At 38.3% G+C, this 18,059-nt stretch carries 21 protein-coding genes and 1 pseudogene; 15 read left to right on the top strand and 7 right to left on the bottom strand.

The genetic code is table 11. The annotated features are described in order from the left end of the window. Positions 1 to 2: 2 nt before the first annotated feature. Positions 3 to 530, top strand: coding sequence for an FAD synthetase (locus ABES02_RS26385; RefSeq protein ID WP_430140731.1), 528 nt, complete (start codon positions 3 to 5; stop codon positions 528 to 530). Between the two features lie 254 nt (positions 531 to 784). On the opposite strand, the gene ABES02_RS26380 is transcribed toward ABES02_RS26385, so the two are convergent. Genes ABES02_RS26380 through ABES02_RS26370 form a run of 3 tightly spaced genes read right to left on the bottom strand, consistent with a single transcriptional unit; the run spans position 785 to position 2,605 of the window. Next, positions 785 to 1,570: a 2-keto-4-pentenoate hydratase gene (locus ABES02_RS26380; protein WP_430140758.1), complete on the bottom strand. Its 786-nt coding sequence runs from the start codon at positions 1,568 to 1,570 to the stop codon at positions 785 to 787. A gap of 41 nt (positions 1,571 to 1,611) precedes the next feature. Next, the gene (locus tag ABES02_RS26375) at positions 1,612 to 2,403 is read right to left on the bottom strand and encodes a 2-keto-4-pentenoate hydratase (RefSeq protein WP_430140730.1); all 792 of its coding nucleotides are present in this window, start codon (positions 2,401 to 2,403) and stop codon (positions 1,612 to 1,614) included. A 16-nt stretch (positions 2,404 to 2,419) separates the two neighbouring features. Continuing rightward, positions 2,420 to 2,605: a tautomerase family protein gene (locus ABES02_RS26370; RefSeq protein WP_430140729.1), complete on the bottom strand. Its 186-nt coding sequence runs from the start codon at positions 2,603 to 2,605 to the stop codon at positions 2,420 to 2,422. 273 nt (positions 2,606 to 2,878) lie between these two features. On the opposite strand from ABES02_RS26370, the gene ABES02_RS26365 reads away from it, so the two are divergent. The 8 genes from ABES02_RS26365 (at position 2,879) to ABES02_RS26330 (ending at position 8,270) form a co-directional block, all read left to right on the top strand. Further along, positions 2,879 to 3,625: an IclR family transcriptional regulator gene (locus ABES02_RS26365; protein WP_430140728.1), complete on the top strand. Its 747-nt coding sequence runs from the start codon at positions 2,879 to 2,881 to the stop codon at positions 3,623 to 3,625. Positions 3,626 to 3,668: 43 nt separating this feature from the next. Beyond that, positions 3,669 to 3,815: a hypothetical protein gene (locus ABES02_RS26360; protein WP_430140727.1), complete on the top strand. Its 147-nt coding sequence runs from the start codon at positions 3,669 to 3,671 to the stop codon at positions 3,813 to 3,815. After that, positions 3,776 to 3,910, top strand: coding sequence for a Na-translocating system protein MpsC family protein (locus tag ABES02_RS26355; RefSeq protein ID WP_430140757.1), 135 nt, complete (start codon positions 3,776 to 3,778; stop codon positions 3,908 to 3,910). The genes ABES02_RS26360 and ABES02_RS26355 overlap by 40 nt, the downstream gene beginning before the upstream one ends. A 638-nt stretch (positions 3,911 to 4,548) precedes the next feature. After that, positions 4,549 to 5,091 carry a 3-hydroxyanthranilate 3,4-dioxygenase gene (locus tag ABES02_RS26350; RefSeq protein ID WP_430140726.1) on the top strand — a complete coding sequence of 181 codons (543 nt, stop codon included), beginning with the start codon at positions 4,549 to 4,551 and terminating at the stop codon, positions 5,089 to 5,091. Beyond that, on the top strand, positions 5,088 to 6,098 hold the full coding sequence (locus ABES02_RS26345; RefSeq protein ID WP_430140725.1) for an amidohydrolase family protein: 1,011 nt from the start codon (positions 5,088 to 5,090) through the stop codon (positions 6,096 to 6,098). Before ABES02_RS26350 ends, ABES02_RS26345 begins: the two co-directional genes overlap by 4 nt. Further along, positions 6,095 to 6,547, top strand: a complete 453-nt coding sequence (locus tag ABES02_RS26340; protein WP_045515049.1) for a RidA family protein — start codon at positions 6,095 to 6,097, stop codon at positions 6,545 to 6,547. Before ABES02_RS26345 ends, ABES02_RS26340 begins: the two co-directional genes overlap by 4 nt. A gap of 2 nt (positions 6,548 to 6,549) precedes the next feature. Further along, positions 6,550 to 8,019 carry an aldehyde dehydrogenase gene (locus ABES02_RS26335; protein ID WP_430140724.1) on the top strand — a complete coding sequence of 490 codons (1,470 nt, stop codon included), beginning with the start codon at positions 6,550 to 6,552 and terminating at the stop codon, positions 8,017 to 8,019. Between the two features lie 113 nt (positions 8,020 to 8,132). After that, positions 8,133 to 8,270, top strand: coding sequence for a hypothetical protein (locus ABES02_RS26330; RefSeq protein WP_180247614.1), 138 nt, complete (start codon positions 8,133 to 8,135; stop codon positions 8,268 to 8,270). Between the two features lie 165 nt (positions 8,271 to 8,435). Here the strand turns inward: ABES02_RS26330 and ABES02_RS26325 are convergent, their stop codons facing one another. Both ABES02_RS26325 and ABES02_RS26320 read right to left on the bottom strand, forming a co-directional pair. Then, the gene (locus ABES02_RS26325) at positions 8,436 to 8,705 is read right to left on the bottom strand and encodes a hypothetical protein (RefSeq protein WP_430140723.1); all 270 of its coding nucleotides are present in this window, start codon (positions 8,703 to 8,705) and stop codon (positions 8,436 to 8,438) included. 620 nt (positions 8,706 to 9,325) lie between these two features. Continuing rightward, positions 9,326 to 10,222, bottom strand: a complete 897-nt coding sequence (locus tag ABES02_RS26320; RefSeq protein ID WP_430140722.1) for a LysR family transcriptional regulator — start codon at positions 10,220 to 10,222, stop codon at positions 9,326 to 9,328. 509 nt (positions 10,223 to 10,731) lie between these two features. On the opposite strand from ABES02_RS26320, the gene ABES02_RS26315 reads away from it, so the two are divergent. From ABES02_RS26315 to ABES02_RS26300, 4 genes are all read left to right on the top strand, one after another. Then, complete coding sequence (locus ABES02_RS26315) at positions 10,732 to 11,595, top strand: nitroreductase family protein (RefSeq protein ID WP_430140721.1); 864 nt, start codon at positions 10,732 to 10,734, stop codon at positions 11,593 to 11,595. A gap of 123 nt (positions 11,596 to 11,718) precedes the next feature. Further along, positions 11,719 to 13,068, top strand: a complete 1,350-nt coding sequence (locus ABES02_RS26310) for an MFS transporter (protein ID WP_430140756.1) — start codon at positions 11,719 to 11,721, stop codon at positions 13,066 to 13,068. After that, entirely contained in the window at positions 13,061 to 13,909 is an 849-nt protein-coding gene (locus tag ABES02_RS26305; protein WP_430140720.1) for a tryptophan 2,3-dioxygenase family protein, read from the top strand. The genes ABES02_RS26310 and ABES02_RS26305 overlap by 8 nt, the downstream gene beginning before the upstream one ends. 31 nt (positions 13,910 to 13,940) lie before the next feature. Beyond that, positions 13,941 to 14,516 carry an NADPH-dependent FMN reductase gene (locus tag ABES02_RS26300; RefSeq protein WP_430140719.1) on the top strand — a complete coding sequence of 192 codons (576 nt, stop codon included), beginning with the start codon at positions 13,941 to 13,943 and terminating at the stop codon, positions 14,514 to 14,516. Between the two features lie 178 nt (positions 14,517 to 14,694). Here ABES02_RS26300 and ABES02_RS26295 read toward each other — a convergent pair. Together ABES02_RS26295 and ABES02_RS26290 are read right to left on the bottom strand one after the other, a co-directional pair. Beyond that, a pseudogene (locus ABES02_RS26295) lies at positions 14,695 to 15,460 on the bottom strand (tyrosine-type recombinase/integrase); the annotation flags it as partial. Positions 15,461 to 15,802: 342 nt separating this feature from the next. Then, entirely contained in the window at positions 15,803 to 16,207 is a 405-nt protein-coding gene (locus ABES02_RS26290) for a Ger(x)C family spore germination C-terminal domain-containing protein (protein ID WP_430140718.1), read from the bottom strand. Between the two features lie 452 nt (positions 16,208 to 16,659). Here ABES02_RS26290 and ABES02_RS26285 point away from each other — a divergent pair, with 452 nt between their 5' ends. Next, positions 16,660 to 16,860 carry a helix-turn-helix domain-containing protein gene (locus ABES02_RS26285; protein ID WP_430140755.1) on the top strand — a complete coding sequence of 67 codons (201 nt, stop codon included), beginning with the start codon at positions 16,660 to 16,662 and terminating at the stop codon, positions 16,858 to 16,860. A 315-nt stretch (positions 16,861 to 17,175) separates the two neighbouring features. Beyond that, on the top strand, positions 17,176 to 17,925 hold the full coding sequence (locus tag ABES02_RS26280) for a DUF6904 family protein (RefSeq protein WP_430140717.1): 750 nt from the start codon (positions 17,176 to 17,178) through the stop codon (positions 17,923 to 17,925). The last annotated feature ends 134 nt before the right edge of the window (positions 17,926 to 18,059 follow it).

The raw sequence follows: 18,059 nt of genomic DNA, 5'->3' as shown, positions 1-18,059 counted from the left end.
CATTGGAAGTCCATCAAACTGACAGTCTTCAATTACCTAGATCAGTTGTTGCTATTGGTGCCTTCGATGGAGTACATCGGGGTCATCAGGCTGTACTCCGTGAAATGGTAAAAAACAGCCATTTAGAAGGTGTACAGAATGTCGTGTATACATTTTATCCACCCCCACGTTCTTATTTTCAAGGGGCGCAAGTATTGACAACTCCTGAGAAAAAGATTCAACTGATTAGTGATTTAGGGGTAGAACATATCGTTCTTGCAAAGTTTAATGAAAAATACCTGCAGCGAACAGCCGAGGATTTTATTGAAGAGTTATCGTTATTGAATCCTGTAAGAATTTTCGTTGGTGATGATTTTCGCTTCGGCCATAAACGTGTGGGAGATGTTCATTTATTAAAAGAACATTTCCCGGTCCAGTCTATCAATCCGATTTGCAGCATGGATGGAGATAAGATTTCTTCCACTAGAATTAGAGAACTTATTTTACAGGGCAAACGGGAACAAGCGGCCCCGCTTCTCGGCTGGACATAAGGGCAAAAAATGATGCTTTAAAGGAGAAATAATGCAGGAGGGAAGAATCCTAAAGCTGACAATTGGATGTTTTGAGCGTAAAAAGGCACAGCCAGCAATTGATCTTAGCTGTGCCTTTTTACTGTTGCTATATTCACAAATTAATATCTCAAAACCTTAGTAAGTCCTGCGCCGTGAGTAAAATCTCCAAATAAAATAAAGACAGTATACCCAGTTTTAAAAGTTTCGCTGGTTATACTGTCTATAGGAAGAAACTACTCTACAGCATGGAAGGTTACATCGTTCATACCGTCAAATTTGACGGAAATGAAGTCGCCTTTGTTAAATCTGATGGCTTCGGTGAGGGCGCCTGCAAGGATAATGTCACCGGCTTTTAAGGATTTGCCTTTTCGGCTGAGCATGGCTGCCAGCGTAGAAATTGATAGTGCCGGATGTCCTAGAATGGCACAGCTGGTTCCAAATGCCTTTGCTTCCCCGTTAATATATATAGTTGCCCCGACTAAATCCGACTGGAAATCATGAGGTTTTCGTAAGCTGTCCCCGAGAACAACTCTTGAAGCGGACGTATTGTCTGCAATCACGTCAGGAAGAGTGAACTTAAAGTTTTCATACCGGCTGTCGATGATTTCTAAGGCAGGGAAAATGTATTCGGTTGCATCTAAGACGTCTTCAACCGATAGATTTTCTCCTTCTAAGTCTTTCTTTAAAACAAAGGCCAGTTCTGCCTCTACTTTCGGATGAATCAATTGGCTGATAGAGATGCTGCCGCCGTTTTGAACTTTCATATAATCAAACACATACCCGAAGATTGGCTCTTTAACATTCATTTGGGTCATTTTAGCTTCACTTGTCAGACCCATTTTTGGACCGAAAATGCTTTGGCCTGCTTCCAGTTTGATTTTGATGATTTCATCTTGAATTTTATATGCATCCTCTACCGTCAGCTCTGGATTTTCTGCAGTAATTCTAGTTACCTCTCTTTTATCCAGCTCTGCTTGATGCAGAAATTCAGCAAGGGAATGTATTTTTGTTGCTTCCACTGTTTTCACCTCATTAATAGTTTTCATTATCCGAACACGTCTTACTTAAAGCTAACTGATACCTCTCCTAACCCTGCGAATCGGGCAGTAAATTGGTCTCCAGGGTTGATGGCGACTGCTGCGGATAGGGCACCTGAAAGGATGATTTCCCCAGCCTTTAATGGAATATCATATTCTGCTAGTTTTGTTGCGAGCCATGCCACACAATTGGCAGGATGTCCAAGGGCTGCTGAACCCACACCGGTATTGACCAATTTTCCATTTTTATATAAGCCCATACCTAATTGGGCAAGGTCTGCCTCTGAAACTTCAAATTTTTGCTCTCCAAGGACATATAGGCCGGAAGAGGCATTATCGGCAACAGTGTCCTCAATGGTAATCTTCCAGTCTTGGACGCGGCTATCGACAATTTCAAAAGCAGGGACAATATATTCTGTTGCCAAGAGCACATCAAAGGACGTGATATTAGGGCCTGTTAAATCCTTTTTCAGCTTAAAGGCAATTTCTGCCTCAATTTTAGGCTGACAAAGGATATTTGCAGGAATAACGGAACCGTTTTCATATTCCATGCTATTTAGAAGGTGGCCGTAATCAGGCTGGTCTACCCCAAGCAAATCCTGCATGGCCTTTGAGGTAAGACCGATTTTTTTCCCTGTAATGACTTGCCCTTGATTCAGCTTTTCCCGGATGTTGATCAGTTGGATTTTATAAGCTTCATCAATGGTTAAATCAGTAGTGTCAGCTGACAGCGGGGATATTCCTTCTCTTTTTTTTTCCGCATTACGGAGGAGGAAAGCTAATTCTTCCGTTTTTTTACTAGATTGAACAGTCACATGTATTCTCTCCTTTTCATTTTTCACTTTTTAGTAGGGTACCAACGGCAAAGCGGTTTGCAGGAACTTCATTTACTATAACCCGTACTGATTCAATCGGTGCATTTAGGCTCTCTGCTACAGTTCTGGCTACATTTTTGATACAGGTTTCTATCGCTTCATTATCTCGGCCTTGCACAAGTGTCATCTGAATAACTGGCATTTTTTCACCCCATATCATAAAGAGGAATCGAGGAATATTCCTTTGTTCGATAATATCGAATGCCATTCTCAAATATTGATATTTCTATTATAAAGTAAACACAATAGGTAAAGTCAACTTATTTTTAGTTAATTTTGAAAATTATTGATTTCCATACATAAAGGTTACCTTGCTTATGCAAAGAGAGTTTCTTATAATAAGTTTAATATAATTCTAGCTATTTTGTTATTTGTTCTATCACTTTAAGATCTTCTTTGAAGGGGCGAATCTACTATGATTGAGTCCGTGAAAAAGGCATGCCAAATTATCAGCTGTTTTTCTAATGAAGAACCTGTATTAGGGATTGGCACAATCGCTGAAAAATTAGGGCTGCATGTTAGTACGGCACACCATATCGTCACGACATTGTGTGATGAAGGTGTATTGATGAAAGATAATAAGAAAAAATATCGGCTTGGCTGGAGAGTCCTTGAATGGAATAATCATGTGATGTTTCAGCAGGATGTGTATGAAAAGGCAATGCCTATAGTAAAAGAGTTGATTCTTAGATTTAAAGGAACTGTCCATATTGCCATGTTCGACAAAGGGACGGTTGTTTTTGTGTTAAGGGTATCATCAGAGGAATCTACTCCGATTCAGACCTATATTGGGTCTAGGAAACCGGCTTATGCGACTAGCTCCGGAAAAATCCTGTTGGCTTACAATTCTGTTTATTTGCAGGAGACGATAAACAGGGGCTTGTCATATGAGGGGCCTAATACTATTACAGATATTAATCAATTGAAAAAGGAGCTTTCTGAGATCCGCAAAAAAGGCTATTCGATCAGTAATAGTGAAAATTCAGATGACATGTATGGAGTGGCAGCACCAATCTTCTCCTATTCAGGCGAAATTATAGCAGCGGTTAATTTAGTCGGCCCTCCGTCCTATATGCAGGACAGCAATCGTGATATGATTATCCGCAGTTTAAAAAGCACCGCACAATCTATTTCAAAAGAGCTGGGATATATTGAAATTTAAGAGGTATTTTTTAATGGGGGAAAATTAAGAGGTGTTATGATTGATGAAATATAAAGACTCAAAAGCATGTGAAGCAGAGTTTCTCAGCTTTATCAATAATTATGTAAAAAATGCAGCGACAAGGGCCCAAGAAATACGGAAGTCAGATTTATCGGGGATACAATCGTCTATATTCTCTGTGGAATTTTAACAGAGAGGGAAAAACAGCTAATCCAAACTCCGGAAGGGCAAAGGGTTGTGTTAGAGGCTAGAAGAGTATTTTTAGATATGGATAAAGAAATTTGAATGGAAAAACCACTCTATGTTTTATATGAGGAAGTGTATCGACTCGTGGAGATCCTCGAGGAAATAGTGTTTAATAAGGATTATGAGAACTATAGCAATAAACGTACGCTTGTTGTATAAGAGGTATTGAAAGGGGTAGATTATAATGAGTATTTCAGAAGAAAGAGATGTTAAAAGAATATCCTATGGCCGCAATGAAAATCAATTTGGGGATTTAAAGCTCTTACTGCGGCTTGCCAGACCATGAAAAAGATTGCCACACACTTAGCCAAGATGGGTTAAGTGGAAGGCAATCTTTTTTATTCAGAAGAAAGCTATTAATTTCGGGCCCTAGATCCGGAATAATAAAAAATTGCCGAGAAAAAATACCCCTTTCTCGACAATCTGAAGAGCTTAAGCTCTTTTTTTTATGCGCTCAATAAAGGTAAGATTGCAGTTAAAAATCGTTCTGATAAATTGGTTATTAATTATTAATAAAAAATCTTTAAAAAATTCAACGAATTTCACATGGTGAAAAAACTCGATTTTTTAAAACCTACTTATTCACTATTATTTATATTAGAAATTAGTAAATTCCAAGATTCCTATCTTGCAGTTTACTAATAAAAAATAGAATAAAAAAATGGAGGAATAATAAAATGGCAAAAGCGACTTTGACCGAGTTGAAAGCGTTTAATTTATTAAAATGGATTGAAGAAAATAAGGATCAGTTGAAGCCGCCTGTAAATAATAAAGTTCTTTGGGAAGATTCCGAGTTTATCTGTATGATTCTTGGCGGACCGAACAGACGCCGAGATTTCCATGTGGATCCTTCCGATGAATTCTTCTACCAAATTAAAGGTGATTGCTATGTTGAGGTTATTAATAACGGAAAGCGTGAAGTTGTAACTGTTAAAGAAGGAGAAGTATTTATGCTTCCTGCAAACGTGCCACATTCTCCGCACCGTGTTGCAGACACTTACGGCCTTGTTATTGAACGCAAGCGCGAAGAAGGAGAACTAGAGGATTTCGTTTGGTTCTGTGATAACTGTGATCAAGAAATGCACCGTAATACTGTTCAATTAACAGATATTGAAATACAAGTAAAAGGAGCCATTGAAGAATTCAACTGCAGCAAAGATCTTCGCACTTGTGAAAAATGCGGTCATGTAATGTCCGAAGAAGTAGGTTTGTGGAAATGAGAGTAGATTTTCATACACACATCATCCCAGAAGATATTCCAAACTTTAAGGAAAAATTTGGAGGCGAACGCTGGCCGACACTTGAGAAGACCTGCTCCTGTGGTGCCAATATTATGGTAGATGGTAAGGTGTTCCGTGAAGTAACGGACCAGGTATGGGATCCTGATAAGAGAATCAAGGATATGGATGAAGAAGGGGTAGATATTCAGGTATTGTCACCTATTCCGGTTACATTCTCTTATTGCGCGGATCCGAAAGCTGCGGAAGAAATGTCAAAAATCCAAAATGATTTTATTGCAGAAACCGTGAATATGTATCCAGACCGCTTCATTGGTCTGGGTACAGTGCCACTGCAGGATGTGGAAACCTCCATTCGTGAAATGGATCGGTGCATTCATGAGCTTGGCTTAAAAGGAATTGAAATCGGAACAAATGTGAACGGGAAAAATCTCGATGATCCGGCATTTACGAAGTTTTTCGAAGCGGCTGAAAAATGGGAGGTACCGTTGTTTGTTCACCCATGGGAAACATTAGGCAGAGAACGGATGCCGCGCCATAATTTTATGTACACGGTAGGCATGCCTAGTGAAACAGCTCTTGCTGCCGCTAGCTTAATCTGCGGCGGTGTAATGGAGAAATTCCCTAAACTAAAAGTTTGTTTCGCCCATGGTGGAGGGTCTTTCCCATATATCCTTCCGCGTCTTGATCAAGGCTGGAAGGTATGGCCGCACTTGCGCGTTATCAGCAAGCCGCCAAGCCATTATGCGAAAAACTTTTACTTTGACTCACTAAACTACGATCCATTAAACATTAAATATTTAGTAGAACGTTTCGGCCATGAAAAAATTGTCATGGGATCCGATTATCCATTTTTACTAAGAGAGATTCCTCCTGGAAAAGTAGTGGATGATACTCTTGAACTATCAGAAGAACAAAAACAGGCGATTTTAGGAAAAAATGCACTTGCCTTTTTAAATGTAAAAGTAAAGGAAGAGGTTAAATCATGAGTACACCAGAAGAAAAGCTGGCTGAATTAGGGCTGGAATTACCGGCATTACGGCCTGCACACGGAGACTATGTGGGTTGTGTTAGAACGGGAAATCTAATTTTTACCGCAGGTCAAGGTGTCGACCAGTACCACGGGAAATTGGGCCGGGATTTAACGGTAGAAGAAGGCTATTTAGCTGCACAACAGTCAATGTTAAACCTTTTAAGTGTTGTGAAAAATGAAATTGGTGAACTAAGCAAAGTAAAGCAGTTCGTCAAGGTACTCGGAATGGTCAACAGTACGGAAGAATTTACCGACCAGCCGAAGGTCATGAACGGCGCATCTGACCTGATCATGAAGGTGTTTGGCGAAAAAGGGAAGCACGGCCGCTCAGCAGTTGGCATGGCACAATTGCCAAACAATACAGCTATAGAAATTGAAATGGTTATTGAGATAGAGGAGGAGTAAATGTGTCGAAAGGGTTAACTGCAGAAAATATCATTATTCAAGATGCTAAACTTTTTATAGATGGAGAATACCGATACGCACTTTCAGGGGAAACATTTGATTCCTATAATCCGGCGACAAATAGAAAGCATGCTTCAGTTGCCAATGGCGGAGTGGAGGATGCCAATCTTGCGATAGAAGTGGCACAGCGCACTTTTGCGAGCGGGGTTTGGAGCAATATGCCTGTTGAGGAAAGATCGAAAATCCTTTGCAGAATGGCCGATTTAATCATGGAAAATGTTGATAGATTAGCTTTAGTCGAAACATTAGACGTCGGAAAGCCGATTAAGGAAAGCCGCGGGTTCGATATTCCGCGCGCTGCATCAAATTTCCGTTTCTTTGCCGAAATGGCGAAATATATGGTTCATGAGCACTTTGACATGAGCGGCCATATGTCTTATGTACAATATGCGCCAGCGGGTGTGACCAGTTTGATCATCCCATGGAATCTGCCGTTTATGCAAATGACATGGAAAGCTTCTGCCGCATTGGCAGCGGGAAATACTGTCGTCATTAAACCGGCATCCTATACACCATTAAGTGCTGTGTTGCTTGGAGAGATTGCCAATGAAGCGGGACTGCCTCCTGGCGTGTTGAATATCATCACCGGCCCTGGCGGTACAGTTGGTACCGTTATGGCTTCTCATCCATCCGTTCGGAGAATCTCTTTCGTTGGAGAATCCAATACAGGTAAAACCGTTATGCGGAATGCATCTGAAAATTTAATCCCTGTTTCATTGGAGTTGGGGGGGAAATCCGCTAATATCGTTTTTGAAGATGCCGATTTGGATGAAGCAGTTGCCGGTTCGATTGAAGCGATTTTCCGCAACCAAGGCGAAATTTGTTTAGCCGGTTCCCGAATTCTTGTTCAAGAAAGTGTCTACGATCATTTTTTAGATAAGTTTGTAGCAGCCGTTAAGAAAATTAAAGTTGGCGATCCAACCGATGAAGCAACCGATATGGGTGCACTTGTGTCAAAAGGACATTTGCAATCTGTAGATGAATATGTGCAAATCGGCCTTGCAGAAGGTGCTAAACTTGCTTATGGTGGTAAAAGAATTACAGAACTGTCTGATGGAAACTTCTATGAGCCGACCGTTCTATATGATGTAAATAATAAAATGAGAGTTGCCCAGGAAGAAATCTTCGGACCTGTTCCGGTAGTTATTCCATTTAAAACGGAAGAAGAAGCGATCCAAATTGCCAATGATTCCATCTATGGCCTTGCTGGTGTCGTTTGGACAAATGATTTAAGACGCGGCCATCGTGTGACCTCACAAATTCACTCAGGTTTATTATGGGTGAATTGCTGGTACGTCCGTGACCTTAGGACACCATTTGGCGGCGCAAAAGCAAGTGGAATCGGACGTGAAGGTGGCCGTCACAGCTTTGATTTTTATACTGAAGCAAAGACTATTACATTGAAAAAATAAAATAAGTGGATTTTATGTTACGATCAAAAATATTAATGTCCCGAGAGAACCATTCTCTTGGGACATTGTTAGTAACTACTTAGGACAAAAAAGATGGGCAGTTTTGAAATTGAGTGGCTCACGATTTCGTAATCGAGGTGGCTCTATTTAAATTAGCAAATACACCTGTTGAAAAAGTTCAATTTCTAGATACAAAAAGACCTGGTAAGGTCGATATTGATGACTTAGATAACATAATTGAAACGGTTTAGAGTTTAAATACAGTCATATAAATATCCATCCTTGAAGCTATCAAGGATGGATTGTAACACCGAACAAGATTATTCTTGACAATTCACATAATTTTCACTAAAAGGTGTGAAATTATTCTGTTTCGTGTTGTTCTACGTTTGCAACTATTCTCTTCGTTTGGTCCATCAACCAAGAAAGTGGATTTTATCTCCATCAAATACTGCCTCTATATCTCCAAAGTGAAAAAATTCTTCCTGATCATGGTCATCATCTAAAACGGCCCAAAAACCTACCCTTTCGTCTTCTAATTGTGTTATATGGCCATGATAATAAATATCTTCTGCTTCTTCCTTAACCGTCCAATACCTGACAACAATCGTTACGTAGTCGCCTTCTTGATAAGGGAAATCAACTAAACCGTGGTATATGCTGCCGTCTTTGTACTTTACTTTCATTTTGTGGCCCCACTTGGACATGAACATATCAACATAGTTGGGCGTTATTCGTTTATACTTCCTGAGGAAATCAGAGATGGACAATTACGTACTTTAATTTATGAACCAGATAACTTAACAGAATAAATTAAAAAGGAATCCTATGTGTGCTCTAAAATATAGGATTCCTAATGTTCGCTAATGCTTATTGCGTGATTTGGTTCCATTGCTACACAGACCCCATGTTCTAAGGGGCTAATAAATGGGGCTCCTTCAAACATAACTAACAACTGTCGGCTCCTCCCACTTTAGTAGTCCCCCAGGGCTTCATCTTTTTTCGCCTAGAGCAGTCCCTTTCGGAATTCTGCTTTTTATACATATAAACGAAAGAGGTTGATTCATCCCTGATATATCGGTCAGTCCTTTCCAGTTTGAGCGTTCTTTAAATAGGCACTATAACCTTTGCCGATTCACATGTTCAACGGTTCCTGACAGTTTCTCTTACCATGTGTTCATGGCGGTTCTTACAGACCTCCCTAGGTATAAGATCACTGTCTTTCTGCTCATGCACCTGTTCCCTGCATAGACGCACTTAAAAATCGGTAAAATTGCTGACATTACATTACAGCAATTTACTGGAATCACTTTCTCTTCTGTAATAATGTATATAAGGAATTAAAAATTTTGTTGTTTTTATCTGTACGGTAAAAAAGATAAATATTAGCTGATAAATCTCTAGAAAAATTGTATGGAATTTCAACCAATTGGCCATTTTTAATTTCATGTTCGACACAACCATATGGCAAGAATGAAATTAGTTCTCCACTTTTAGCCAATCTTTTTGCTACTTCAAAGCTATCAGTTGCAACTTCAGGTTTAAGAATAACATTCTCTTCCATGCATAATTCAATTAATTGATGGCAGTAATGATTAGCATCTGTCCTAAGTAATGCTAAAGGATATTTGGATAGGCAGTGGCATGAATCAAGTACACTTCCAACAAGTGGATGGTTTGGTGATACAACAAGGGCAATTTTTTCTTTCCAAAGCAATTCTACGCTTTGTGATTTTTGGTTACTGTAATTTGGAAAGCTATGAGCTGATAGAATTGCAACATCTATAATGCCTTTAGTAAATAATTCGATTAATTGGTGCGATTGGGTAACGGTCCGAATGTTTAATGAAATGTCATTATGAATTTCTCGGAGTTCCGGAATAAATTCTGATAAGTAATAATTGCATAGAAATAGGGTTGTACCTATAGAATATTCATAATCTGAAACATATTCTTTAAGGCCCATCTTTATTTCATCGCTGGTTTGTATAATTTTTTGTACACTATTGTAAAAGTAATTTCCAGCCGGAGTAAGTTGTATTTCTTTCCCATGTCTATATAATAACTTTTGTTCAATTTCGTCTTCTAAAGACTGGATTCGGGCACTTACAGTTGGTTGTGAGATATGTTGAACAAGTGCGGTTTTTGAATAACTTTTTAGTTCAACAACACTAACAAATGTTTTTAGATGATCAATATCCATATCATACACCTCATTCAACTACTATGTTCCTTTAAATTCTAGAAATTAACCTCACTATATAAAGTCGAACTAAGACAATATATCCTATAAATTATTACTATAAAAAAAGTTAATTTTAAAATCAATTAAATCAATTTTACTTATCTCATATCGTATTATAAACTTAAAAATGCAAATGGACAAAATATTATAAATTTATAAATTTTCAGAAAAAATAACATCGAAGGGAGTTGTTTTGTTATAGGTTAAAAACAGATATTTTCATATAGAAACTAAAAAATAAAAGTTATTTGGTGGTGTTTTAATTTATTAGTAAATGAATCAAACAAAAGAATAGTATTAAAGTCTATAGTCGTTCCGTAGAACAAGTAAAAGAATTGATTTGCCTTGTTTTTGTACCATGTAAATAATTAATTAAAATTTCTACAATACGCTGTCATAATGTTCGATATTGTCAAACGATGTATAATGTATCGATTTACATTGAGTTGGTTCAGGGGGTATTTAGTTTGTTGTCTAAAAAAATTAAAAGCAGATTCGATTTAGAAGGTATAAAATTGCCTTCCGACATCAATAACCAGACTCTCGGAATTTTAAATTCTCACGAGTCAATTCGAAGATTTAAAGTAGATAAGCTTCCTGAGGGAACTTTAAAAGCAATATTAACTTCTGCACGCAGTGCATCAACTTCATCCAACCTGCACACCTATAGTATCATTATAGTAACAAATAAAGAGCAGAAGGATAAACTGGCGAGTCTTGCAGGTAATCAAAATTTTATTCGAGAAGCCCCAGTATTCCTAGCATTTTGCGCAGATCTATACCGAGTTAAGTATGTAACTGAACGGCAGAATTATGAATTTCTTGGAGATAATCTCGAAATGTTTATAACAGCAGTTGTTGATTCAGCATTGGCTTTACAAAATGCAACGATTGCTGCAGAATCATTGGGACTAGCAACTGTTCCTGTTGGTGCTGTAAGAAATAATGTAGAAGAATTTTCAAACCTATTAGGGCTTCCAGAAAGAGTTTTTGCAGTTGCGGGTTTAGCAGTAGGTTATGAGCAAGAAGGTGCAAGGAGGGGAATAAAACCCCGACTCCCCGAGAATGTTTTAGTTCACCATGAGCGCTATTCAACAGGACACCTTGAAAAGGGACTTTTGGAGTATGACGAACTGATGGCTTCACGCCGAACGTATGATGGTCGGCGTATTAGCATACTAGGCAATGTGGTGGATGATGATCAAATTTTATATGGATGGTGCGAGCACACAGCACGCCGTTGCAACCGACCTGAAACCATCTCACCTGCGGCCAGTTTAAGGAATGAGCTGAAACAGACTCTTGAGAAAAGAGGATTTTTCATTGGCTGATGTATGTTTAGAAATGGCTAACTTAAATGTATGTGTTCTATAGTTTGAAAGTATTTATTAAAGCTTGTAAATACCGACTATAAAGGAGGGTTAAAATTGAGTAACAAGGTATACATTTCAACAATGGAATCTAGTATTGATGCCCCTACCCAAGAATTGAGGGACTTAAAAACATCTAGTAATAAAGGAATAACTTGGCTTATTTTCGCCATTTGTTGGTTTAGTATTTTTACTGAAGGTTATGATTTGGGGATATATGGGGCTGTACTACCTGCATTACTGGAAGATAAGCAGTGGTCAATGACTGCTATCCAGGCCGGCGCGATTGGAAGTTACGTACTTGTGGGCATGATACTCGGCGCAGTAATAATTGGCACATTGACCGACCTTATTGGACGTAAATGGTCTTTGATCATATGCATATCGTTATTTTGCATTACAATGATTTTGTGTGCCATGGCTCCTAATCCTGAATTATTTGGGTTTTATCGTTTTATCGGTGGAATAGGATTAGGGGGAGTGGTTCCAACGGCAACAGCTATTACCATAGAATATTCCCCAGCTAAGCGAAAATCATTTATTTATGCGTTGATGTACTCTGGGTATTCTATAGGTGGGGTTGCAGGGGCATTTCTTGCTATTTTTTTATTACAAGAACATGGATGGCGTTTCCTGTTCTATATCGGTTTTTTACCGATTTTGGTAGTGCCAATTATTATTAAATTTTTACCTGAGTCAATTATTTTCCTTAGGTCCAAAAATAGACATACGGCAGCAGAGGAGATTATTGCACGCTATGGTCTTTCTACGGAGGAATTTGGGCACAATAAATATTCTGAATATTCAAAAATTAAAGAAAAGAGAAAATTGCAGTCCGTTACAAATCTATTTAAACGCGAAAATATTCGATCAACGCTACTTTTTTGGATTACTTTTTTCATGGGTTTTTTGATGATTTATGGCCTGAATACATGGCTTCCAAAAATCATGCGTGAATCTGGCTACCCGATGGGGGCAAGCCTGGCATTTTTAGTAGCTCTTAACGCCTTTGCGGCGATTGGCCCGGTTCTTGCTGGTGTTATTGCAGATCGATGGGGAGCTAAACGTGTTATAAGTATTTCTTTTTTCCTTGCAAGTATAAGCATAATACTGTTAAGTATTAAATTCTCAATCGTATTATTATTCATCCTAGTTGGTATTGCAGGTTTTGGGAGTTACGGTGGTGTAATTTTGATGAATTCTTACATTCAAACATTTTATCCTGCAGATAATCATGCTACCGCATTGGGATGGGCTCACGGATTTGGCAGAATAGGGGCAGTTTGTGGTCCTCTGCTTGGGGGAATGCTAATAAGCTGGAATGTAGATCTTTCTTGGTACTTCTATATTTTTTCTATAAGTGGATTACTTGGGACAGTTTGTATACTATTTTTGCGTGAAAAAGCTAAGGGTAAGGTGATTAAACATGGGTAGGAATCATAAAGATCTAAGGCCTTTTATTGGAGTCCTTAAATCCTTGCAAGGGGGTAATGGCTATAATGAATACGTTCGCCCACAGATCCTTTTATCCCAACAGGAATTAATTAGTGAGAGTCCATATGAGATGGCGTTCTTGATTACCTGTCAAGTCGGTGAATTGTATGTAGGAGCTGTCTGCCATGAGGTCCGTCTTGCGCAGCATCACCTTCAACATGATGATGTTTATACAGCTACTCATACGTTACGAAGGGCAATTGCGATTTTCAAAGCAATGAACGCTTCTTATGAGATTACAAGAGGTATGCAGCCGCAAGAATGGATCCCGATAAAGCAGAATTTAGGACGAGGCCGTTCATCTTCAGTGCACTCGTTTATGTTTCGTGCATTAATGTTTCTTCTAGGCAAAAAATCTGAAAAGTCGTTGGAACCACTAGCAAACACCCCGGAGATTTATAGTGAGCTACAACAGATGCTCCATGCACCAAGCTTGTATGACGATGTATTATCTCTTTTAAATCGACGTGGGTTTGCAATTCCGGATACTTCAATTATCTCGTCATTTCACTTCACCAACGAATCAATTCCGGAAGTTGAAGATAGCTGGGTTCGTGTATACAGTGGAAGCGAAACTTATCTCGATTTACGAGACCTGGCGGAAGTAATGATGGATCTGGCACAGGAATATGAAACCTGGCAACATCTCCATCTCATGTTAACTCGGCGAACACATGGGCAAAAACTTGCTTATTATAAGGAGCCAGCATCGAGTTGGTTGGAACAAAACGCGACAATTCGTCTTTTTCCTGAGCTTTGGTCCGCACGCACTAAGATGTAATTAATAGATAAATATTTCATGGAGGTTTATCATGTCAACCCAAAAAGCACATATTGTCGGATTCTGCGGAAGTTTAAGAAAGGCATCCTACAATAAAATACTACTAGATCATGCAGTAAATATGATACCAAGCGAAATACAATATACATTTGCTGATATCTCTGGAATACCAAATTATAACGAGGATTTGGAAGTAAATCCTCCGGAAACTGTTATTCAGCTTGCCAATTTAGTCAGATCAGGGGATGGGTTTATAATTGCTACGCCGGAATTTAATTCCTCGATTCCAGGAGCATTAAAAAATGCTCTAGATTGGTTATCTCGTCCAGTTGTTGGTTATCCATCGGCTTATAAACCTGTCGCTATCATGGGAGCATCGATGGGAAGATTAGGGACAGTTCGTGCTCAATCACATTTACGCGATATACTACTAAAAATTAATATGGATCCGATTAATCGGCCAGAGGTTCTAATTCCACAGGTTCATTTAACAATTGATGAAAATGGTCAATTGACTGACGAAATGACTTTATCATTTGTTAAGAGCCTCATTAGCAATTTATTGGCAGTAGTAGATAATAAAAAGTTCTCTAAAGTAATGAAATAACGAGTAATATTCTATTAACTAATCATTTAAAGCTCACCTTTTTTTGAGCATTTATTAAAATAAGGCTTTTAAAAAGAGTAATTTTGTATATGACCGATAAAAGAAAAGTGCGTTTCAACAAAAAGCTAAGGAGGGTCCTTTACGGTAGTAAGGGACCTTTTTTATTAACCTTCATTTTTTAAAAATTTGATAAAGCATCAACAGCATCTGCTAAATCATTATATGAATCCTTCAAATACTTACTTGTAGTAGCTATATTACTGTGGCCGGCTAGCCTTCTTACCTTTTCAATATCATTATTCGTATCCTTTAACATCCATTTACAAAACGTATGCCGGAACATATGTGGTGTTAGCTTTTTCTTTGGTAAGCTATAGCTTTCAATCATTGTTTGAATCTCACGGACAGTGATTTTAGGAGATTTTTGGCTGTAAAATACATATGGAGAGTCCGTCACATTTGGTTTCTGATTAGCCATTTATGCTCGAAAGGTTAATCAATCCTTGATTTCAGCAAGCAGCGTATTAGAAATGGGGATCGTTCTTACTTTACTTCCTTTACCGACTACACGAATTCGTTTTAACTCCAGGTCAAAGCCGTTAATTTTAAATTAGATAATTCATTTAATCGTAATCCTGCATATGTCATATGTAGATAATGGCTTGATCACGACGATACTTTTCCTCTGGATTCACTCCTAGACTTTTGACGAGTTTCTTCCTTATTATATAGAGTAAATTTTCGAATTCCTCTTTTGTTAGACACATGATCTTTTCGGAATCCTCATCAGCCGATTTTAGATCCTGGATATCCAACATGGGATTTTGATGTAACTCGTTATTTTTTAGTGCCCATGAATAATAACTTCTTAAGGAATTGAGACGACGGTTAATTGTACTAATCGCCAACGGCTTTATATTTTTGGGATTCAACATTTCGTTGATCTATTTCCGAATATCCGATGCTAACTAAGGATAAGTTGAGAGAATTAGGTTTAGAAATTTCAAAAGAGAAAACTAGAGTAGTTAATTTTAAAACTGATGACTTCGACTGTCTTGGGTTTACTTTTCATCACTGGGAAACAGGAAAGAAGGATAACAAACCAGTTTTTCAAGTTACACCAAAGAAAGACTCAATTAATGACTTTCGACTGAAAATCAAAGAGAAAACTAGAAAGACACTGACACTGAACAAAGAAGAATGGATAAATCGAGTTAATCCGATCATTAGAGGGAAAGTTAACTGTTAGACAATAACGTCCTTAATAAAGTTAAATTTTATTTCCCTTAATCTCTAATCTCAACCTCCATTTGGATGTTTCCAAGAGACTTGTTCGTAAGTGGAAATGCATTTTTCCGTGTCAACTGCTTCCAGTCTGCATAGCGACTACGAAACATTTTCTCTTCTAAGTGATACACGTCAACATTATTTTCCATCCCTGTCGCAAACGTTGAGCGAATCTCATCCTCGATTTTTGCCGTAGCTTCTGCTTTAAGTTGTTTTGTTGTCATCTGAACATTCAACTGCGTCACAGTAGCATGAACTTTTATGTGAAGATTATATACAGGGTCTCCCTTTTCTCGTAACTCAGGTGTCACCTTGACATTTGGATTCTCACAGGGAAGAAGCGCTGTGATTTTTTTTTGGTTATCATACAAAGCCAGTGGAGTACGAACTGTATGCTCCTCCATCCATTCTAATTCCTAGTAAATCATCCATAGAAATCCAGCGCGACTGTTGCTTCCGATGTAAAAAAGTCGCTCCGCTAACCTCAGCTCAGGCATTTTCTTCAGGTCTTTTTTCCAGTTGTTCTTATCGATTGAAAGCGTCGGTAGAATAATTGTGGTACTCGGTTCTGAATAAAGTGCCGCAAACTCGACCAACTTCACCGGACGGATAAAGGAATGCTGCCTGTAATTTCTTTGTGGAAAGTTCAGTTTCGTCATAAGGGGCGATATAGGAAACATCGGCGTGATTGAGAAAAGCTTATCCATCGGTTCAGTAGTTGTATATATCCAATATAAAGAAATGGTTCAAAAATGAGACGTTAGAAATTTTAAAAAATTATCCTTTTCCTGGGAATATCCTAGAATTGAGGAATTTGGTAGAAAGGCTTTGTGTAAGTACCACTTCTGAATATATTATGCCCTGTAACCTACCCATAAATATTCAACCGAAGCCTGAGTTGGCTGGATCATTGGAATCCCAAGTGGGAGAGTTTGAAAGCCGGCTGATTAGACAGGCGCTTGAAATGGAGGGGAGCATTCGGAAAGCATCTGTCCGATTACACATCAGCCATGCAACCTTAATGCGCAAAATGCAAAAGTGGGGGATCGAGAAGTAAACCTTTTTACAATATATAAAATCTGCAGTAAGCATTTCATCCAATCGAAGAGATTAGAAGAGATTATCAAGGGATATGTCATAATCTAAAAAAATATAAAAAATTGCTAGTAATCATTAACAAATAGATTGAGAGATAAACGAATGGGTTTATATAAAAATAGATCGGACTTTATAGATGAATTAGGGAAAATCAAATAAATTATTTATTTTAGATGCATTAAAACGTTAAAATTTCATTGTATAGTTGTTTGACAATGCCTGCTCCAGTTATTTATGTTTGATTAAAAGAAAATCAATAATGTAGAGGTTAAAAATGATTTATTTAAAAAACACTCCGAATTATACTGGTGTTACCTTTTTCGGTGACAATATGGATTTTGATGAGCTGTATGAAGCACTTCATACGATTGTAGGAGAGGAGGGCGATTTGCCTTCTTATGAGGGAGCCCGCCTAAGAGTACTGGCAGTCTGTTACGACTTACGGCATTCACTAATGGGTAACCGTGAGGTAGAGTTTGTTGGAAACGGATTGCATCAAGATATGATGAAGCATTTATCCATCGTTACAAATGACCAAAATGTATATTTTGCCTTCAACGTATTGTGGCCGGAACTCCTTTTTGTCACAATGGCACTCAATGATTTTGTTAGACTTTATGCCAAAAAACAGGCAAAGAATAGCTACAATCCAGTTTTGGAGTATCGGAATATCTGGGATCCTGCTATAGCTCAAGTTAGATTGTTTCAAGCAGCTATTGCGAAGTGTATAAAAGAAACCATTTCTGAAGCATCCTTTAGCCGGACTATGAAACTAATGAACAAAGATTATACTTGGTGCGCCAATTATGCAACCCAATATTTAGATGAACTCAATTGTGATTTCATCGCCATGGACAAGGAGAAACGTCTGAAAAACATTACGATAATGGCTAAACGCATTGCCGAAGAGGGCAGGGATTATCAAGAAGTTAAAACTGCTGTACTGGAGGCGGCAAGAAAATACAATTGTTCAATAACCAATATAAAATCAATTGTGGAGTATCCGGAAGATATTGAATGGTAGAAGTTTTTGTATCAAATCCTTTTGAAAATTAGTTAAATCAAGAACTTCCTGGCTTCTTCCTGGACACTAAGAGTTTACGCTTTCATTATAAAACGCCTTCAAAATTCATTTTTGTGAAGTGAACCCCTTAAGTT

It is taken from the genome of Neobacillus pocheonensis (assembly GCF_050477905.1).
GTDB classification, from domain to species: domain Bacteria; phylum Bacillota; class Bacilli; order Bacillales; family Cytobacillaceae; genus Neobacillus; species Neobacillus pocheonensis_A.
Note: the sequence above shows the minus strand (reverse complement) of the source record. Positions and strands in the feature narration are given on the sequence as shown.